At 66.5% G+C, this 5,563-nt stretch carries 5 protein-coding genes; all 5 read right to left on the bottom strand.

Annotated elements, in window-relative coordinates; translation table 11 throughout:
• Positions 1-415: 415 nt before the first annotated feature.
• The 5 genes from HUU95_RS07265 to HUU95_RS07245 all read right to left on the bottom strand — a co-directional run bounded on the left by HUU95_RS07265 (position 416) and on the right by HUU95_RS07245 (position 5,098).
• On the bottom strand, positions 416-1,243 hold the full coding sequence (locus HUU95_RS07265) for an alpha/beta fold hydrolase (RefSeq protein ID WP_174279508.1): 828 nt from the start codon (positions 1,241-1,243) through the stop codon (positions 416-418).
• Positions 1,240-2,109: an alpha/beta fold hydrolase gene (locus HUU95_RS07260; RefSeq protein WP_174279507.1), complete on the bottom strand. Its 870-nt coding sequence runs from the start codon at positions 2,107-2,109 to the stop codon at positions 1,240-1,242. The genes HUU95_RS07265 and HUU95_RS07260 overlap by 4 nt, the downstream gene beginning before the upstream one ends.
• A 129-nt stretch (positions 2,110-2,238) precedes the next feature.
• Positions 2,239-2,793 carry an ureidoglycolate lyase gene (locus HUU95_RS07255; protein ID WP_174279506.1) on the bottom strand — a complete coding sequence of 185 codons (555 nt, stop codon included), beginning with the start codon at positions 2,791-2,793 and terminating at the stop codon, positions 2,239-2,241.
• A 38-nt stretch (positions 2,794-2,831) separates the two neighbouring features.
• Entirely contained in the window at positions 2,832-3,686 is an 855-nt protein-coding gene (locus HUU95_RS07250; protein WP_174279505.1) for a hypothetical protein, read from the bottom strand.
• A gap of 227 nt (positions 3,687-3,913) precedes the next feature.
• Positions 3,914-5,098, bottom strand: a complete 1,185-nt coding sequence (locus HUU95_RS07245; protein ID WP_254602670.1) for an MFS transporter — start codon at positions 5,096-5,098, stop codon at positions 3,914-3,916.
• Positions 5,099-5,563: the final 465 nt, after the last annotated feature.

Below are 5,563 nucleotides of genomic sequence, written 5' to 3'. Positions count from 1 at the left end.
CGCTGATCGTCGACATGCGCGCGGAGTGGCGGCGCTGGACTGCCGCATCGAAGCGCTCGACCAGGAGTTCGCTGTGCTGGCGCGCAGTGACGAGGCCGGGCGCGGCTTGACCACGATACTGGCGGCTTCGCCGCCGGGTTCGTCGGTGGGGCGCTGCCCTTCTGCTGCTTGCTCTGCCAGCGACGCAGCATTGTCGGCACGATCTCCAGTTCGCTGGCGATCTAAATGCGCCGTCGCCCGCTCGTCTCCTGTGCCGCCGCCTCGCGCTCGAACTCGTCCGTCAACCGGCGCTTCGTCATACTCCCCATCATGCACCTCCTGGCTCCGCAGAGCCTATCATCGGTGTCCGTCAAGCCGGGAGAGGATCATTCAAATTCTCGCGCTCCCGCGCTTGCCGTATTGGTTCAGTCGCCGGTCATTGCTGCCGGACATGGTCCAGCACCGCCTGCGCTAGAAGGGCCGGAAACCCAGGCTGATCGCCACGCGGCAAGGCGAGGTAGCGCGCGCCCGGCAGCCATGCGGCCACGCGTTCGGTGAGTTCACGCACCGGGTCGGTCTCGGCGGCCAGGACGAGCGTGGGCGTCCGCACGTATGCGAGCCGCTCGCGCGCTGGCCAGCGGAATGCGGCGCGATAGTTGGGTGCGTAGGTCGTCGATGCTTTCAGCAGCTCTATCACCCAGTCGTGGAGCATGTCCGCGCTGCCAAGGCCGCCGTCGATGCGGTGCGCGCGATCGCGCATGTACCACGGAAAGAACAGGAACTGATCGCGGCAGAAGGTGAAGGCGCGCTGGAGGTAGCCGCCATCGAGATCGGGCGTAAACGGCAGCGCATAACGGGCGAGCAGATCGGCCTGCTCCTCGCCCTCCCACATTCCGATTCCGTCCAGCACCAGCCGGCGCACGCGTCCGGGGGCAAGGATCGCCAGCTCGGCGGCGATGCACCCGCCAGTATGCGTGCCGTAGACGTCGACCGTCTCCAGATCCATGGCATCTAGGAAGCGGAGCTGCGCTGCGGCGAGGTCTGCCGCCGTCGGTTCAAGGATGCCGAGCGGCGGCGTGTCGCCGTTGCCGGGCGTGTCGGGCGCGATCACCCGCGCAGACGACGCGAGCGCGGCGATCAGCGGCTCGAGCTGCTTGGCGCTGCCTGGCGAGGCGTGGAACAGGATGATCGGCGCACCTGCGCCCGCCGTGCGGTAATGCGCCTGAACGCCGGCCACATCCGCAAAGCCGCGCCGGATCGTCATGCCGGAACCATCCGCGGCACGGCGCCCGATCCGGGCGCAAGCGTAGCGAAGGGCGCCTCATCCGGCGCATCGAGGAAACTGCGGACCAGGCGAGCGGCATCGCGCGTCTGCCGGTCCAGGAAACCATGTCCCCAGCCCGGCACATCGAGCATATGGCCGTTGCGCAGGAGCGGCGCGGCGCGGGCGGTTTGGGCGGTGAGATCGTCCGCGGGGTTGAGCACGAGCAGCGGCTGGGCGACATGCGGGAGGACCGCTTCCGCCGCGAAGGCGAATGCCGCGCGATGACCCCACCAGCCGTCCGCCCGGCCGAGCAGCCCGCAGGGAAAGGCGTCCGCCACCTCGTCGATCGTCGATCCGCCCGCGCGGTTCCACAATAGAAAGCGACGCCAGAAGTCGACGAGGTGGCTGCCGTCCTCGGCAGGCGGAACCCTGGCGTAGAGCGCCTGAAGCTCGGCCCGATCGGCATCGTCGAAGATGGGCATGCCGATGGCGACGATCCGGCGGACGAACGCGGGATGCCGATGCGCGAGCGCCACCGCAATCAGCGATCCGGTATGATAGCCCATGAGATCGACCGGCCGCGTGACGCCCGTCGCCTCGATCAGTGCCGCCATCGCGTCGGCATAGTCGTCGATCGTCGGCAGCGGGGGCGGCTGATCCGAGGCGCCGAAGCCGGGCGTGTCCGGCGCGATCGCCGTCCGGTCCGTACCGATCGCGGCGAGGAAAGCCTCGTAGACCCGCCCCGACATGGGACTCATGTGAAAGCAGAACAGCGGCGGCGCGTCCGCCCCGTCTTCCGGCGCGGCACGACGCAGGTGCATCTGGCGGCCACCGACGTCGACATAGGAGCGACGGACGTGGACCATGTCTAGGCCGCCTCGAGCGAAGCCGGCCGGCTCGCCGGGGCCGTGCCGAGCCGCGTTCCCGGCAGTCTGCCATATGTCACCGCAGGCGTGACGCTCATGCCGGATCGCTCCATGAGGATGCGCGGAGGGTCAGAAGATCGGTTCGAGAGTCACCGACAAGCGGCGCTGGATATCCTTCTTGTCGATGTCGCCGCCGCTCGCTTCGCCGTCGTGGACGACCGACTTCATCAGCGATTTGGTGGCCTCCGAGCGGAGCACGACGACGACATGCGTATCGTCGGCCAGCGCGAAGGGAAATTCATGCCAGACCCCGATATCCATGCAGAACCCGCCCGAGCCATCGAACAGCAGCGCCTTGGCGCTCGACGGATCGGGTATATCGTCTTCGGTAGGCGGCGCGAGCACCATCACGAACGGACGGCCGCCCATCGGGATGAAAGTCTGGGTATGCTTGAAGTGGCGTTCCATCCACTGGACCTCGGGCTTGCGCCGGTTAACGCGCGCGATGTTCAGCTCGGTTTCGTGATCGGACACGAATATCGACGGCTTGTAGACCTCGACGCTGCCTTCGTAGAAGGCGACGGGCAGCGCTTCGCCCTTCGCGGCCGGGACCGCGAGCAGCGATCCGAACGGCGCGATCGTCTCCGGCGTGGCCAGTTGAAGCGGAAGGCGGATCGTCTGCATCTGATAGTCTCCTGTGATCGGCGGCGCGCCAAGCGTCATTATTTTACGGCAACCGCGCCCAGCGTGTGCCCGACGCAAAGGAGGACGCATCCTCCGTCGCTGAGCGGCGCCCCGTCGGATCGCGGCGCGGAGCCCGCAGCCCAAGCCAGGAAGCCGCCTTCGTGGAGCTTCGCGGCATGCGACTTGGTCGGCGCCACGATCTCCAGCGCGAGGTCGCCCGAGATGACGAACAGCCAGCTGCTCTCGCCCTCGGCGGGCGACCCGATCTCGATCCGGTCGCTCGATCCGGCGGGGATCGACACGAGCGTCACCGCCCGTGCGCCGGAGACGCCGCGCGTGAGCTGCTTCGTACGCCAGCCGGACCTGAGCGCGCTCGGCTGCCAGGGCAGTTCCTCGGCGTGGAGCAGGATAGGGTCCGTGAACGGCACCGCGGGGTAGGGCTGCGTGAAACCCACCTCCAGCGTTTCCTCGGCGGCACCCGGCTCGTAAATGTCGGTTCCGAGCCCGTCGCTCCAGCGAAGATGCTTCCAACCCAGTTCAGGCAACGTGTCGGCGGTGATGCCGTGCAGCGTCATGGGCGGGTTCTCGAGATAATGGTGCCGCTGGAGGCGGGTAAGCGAACCCTCGCCGGATGGATCCTTCCAGTGATAGATTGGATAATCCCCCTCGAGCACATAATGACGTTCGTTTACGGAGCGATGATAGTGGCGATGCGGGCCGTGGCTGAGCAACTCGCGCACGCGCCCGGTAAAGCCGGACGGACCGAAGGTGATCTCCACCGCGCCGGGGAAGTCTTCGTCGCGCAGCAGGGTCTGGACCCTCGCGCCCGGATGATCCGCGACGTCGGCCACCGGCATGGCGCTGGTGTCGAGGAGAATGTAATGGAACGCCATCGTCTTCCCTCTCCACTGCTTCCCGCAAACAGGCGTGCACCGCTCGCTCTGCCCAAATCCAATAATCCAGTTGAAGCAATGTATACGTATCGTTCGTCTGAAGCTAGTTATTATGGCAAAGCACCGCAATTTGTACGCAAAGAATGTTACTCGCAGGGTGTCGGTATCGTGGCCGCACGTTCATTCCGGCGACGTGGACGCGCTGGCTCGCACGCGTCGGCCGGAGATTATCGATCGAGCGCGGTGGACAGAGCATCTGTCGTCCGCTTTCTCGGCGCCGCCAGGAAGGTCAGCAGCGCAAGGACGACCATGAGGCCGGCCACCAGAGCGAAGACCGGCGCGAACGACCCGGTTCGATCGCGGATATAGCCGGCGACGACCGGCCCAAGCGCCCCTCCCATCGTCTCGGTCAACGCCAGCAGAGACAGGATCAGGCCGAGCGACGGCCCGTTGAACAACATCGTCGGCCTGACCTGGAGCATCGTGCTGTTCGCTCCCCAGCCCAGCCCGAACAACGCGACGGCCGGCAGGGCGAAGTTTGCCGGCGCCACCGCCAGCACCGTCGCGCCTGCTCCCATCACGATCACGGCCACCATATGAATAAGCCATGCCGGCAGACGATAGGTTGCCGCGCCGGCCAGCACCTGAGCTGCCACCGCAGCCCCGAACAAGGCGAGGAGCAGGAGCGGTCCCAGGCTCGCGCGCGAGACGCCGGGGCTCACCGCATAGAGGCTCAGGTTGGTCGCGAGCACCATCACGCAAAACACCGTGCCCGACGCGGTGATCGCGAGCGTCGTGAAGTCGGGAGAACGCAACATCGGCACGAAGCTGCTCCCCGCGCCGCTGTGAGCAGCGGCTAGGGGGCTGGCGGCTCTGGGAGGCTCGCGGACGATCGTCAGCACCAGCGGGATCAGGACGCACCCCGCGACCGCTCCCGACAGGATCGCCGTCCGCCAGGGCCAATGATCCAGCAAGATGCTGTTGAGCCCGGGAACCACCGCGTTCCCCGCGCTGGAGCCCGCGATCAACACACCCAGGGCCATCCCGCGATGCTGCCCGGTAGAGCCGGACACGAGAAATACGCAGGCGAGGACACCGCTCGTCGCCTGGCAGATGCCAAGCAGGATGTGCAGCGCGTAGATTTGCCACAGCGCATCCACCCTGGTGTAGGCCGCGAACGCGAACACCATGGTCAGGAGGCCACCGACGAGAATCGGCCGGACAGGCAGCCTATCGATCATGTAGCCGATGATCGGCATGGTGATGCCCAGCGTTGCGATCGTGATGGTGTCGCGGAGCCTGAGTGCCGTGTTGCTCAGACCGAGTTCAATCAGCATCCGGCTATCGAAGACGGTCAAGCCGCTCAGAATGAAACCGTTGGTCGTGAACAGGATGCAGCACGCCACGGCCACGATCAACCAGACGCGCAATCTGCTTGCGCCGGGCTCTGTTCTGCAAAGCCAAGTTCGGCTGGCTTGATCTCGGCTTCCGCCTGTTCGCGCGTCCCTTGATCCAGGGGCGCATCGCCTAGCGAAACCTCCCGCAATCGATCCCGCAAACTGGTATCGATCGCGCCTACCCCCGCGCCGAGGCGGCGTCACGATCGCGGCTCTCAGCTTCGGCCCTGACGAAGGCTGCAGCCTCGCGATTGGCGTTCCGGACGCATACACGAACGTCGGCCAACCTAAGCTCGGCAGCTGCCGGGTCTGTCTGCTCCAAACACGCGCGGAAAGCCGCCTGCACGAGTTCAACCTGAGCCGGGTCGGCCCGGGCAGCGAGGGTGCCTAGCGCTCCTTGGGCGTGTGTTTCGGCGTGCGATCGGGGACCACCTGACCCGGTAATCGGCACCTAAACGGGGACCACCATCCGGGTCATCT

The sequence above is a fragment of the Sphingomonas bacterium genome, assembly GCF_903643065.1.
Lineage (GTDB): Bacteria > Pseudomonadota > Alphaproteobacteria > Sphingomonadales > Sphingomonadaceae > Sphingomonas.
Note: the sequence above shows the minus strand (reverse complement) of the source record. Positions and strands in the feature narration are given on the sequence as shown.

Excerpts from the sequence above, each read along its gene's own strand:
- HUU95_RS07250 (WP_174279505.1), bottom strand. The coding sequence starts at position 3,686 with ATGGCGTTCCATTACATTCTCCTCGACACCAGCGCCATGCCGGTGGCC.
- HUU95_RS07265 (WP_174279508.1), bottom strand. The coding sequence starts at position 1,243 with ATGACGATCCGGCGCGGCTTTGCGGATGTGGCCGGCGTTCAGGCGCAT.
- HUU95_RS07260 (WP_174279507.1), bottom strand. The coding sequence starts at position 2,109 with ATGGTCCACGTCCGTCGCTCCTATGTCGACGTCGGTGGCCGCCAGATG.
- HUU95_RS07255 (WP_174279506.1), bottom strand. The coding sequence starts at position 2,793 with ATGCAGACGATCCGCCTTCCGCTTCAACTGGCCACGCCGGAGACGATC.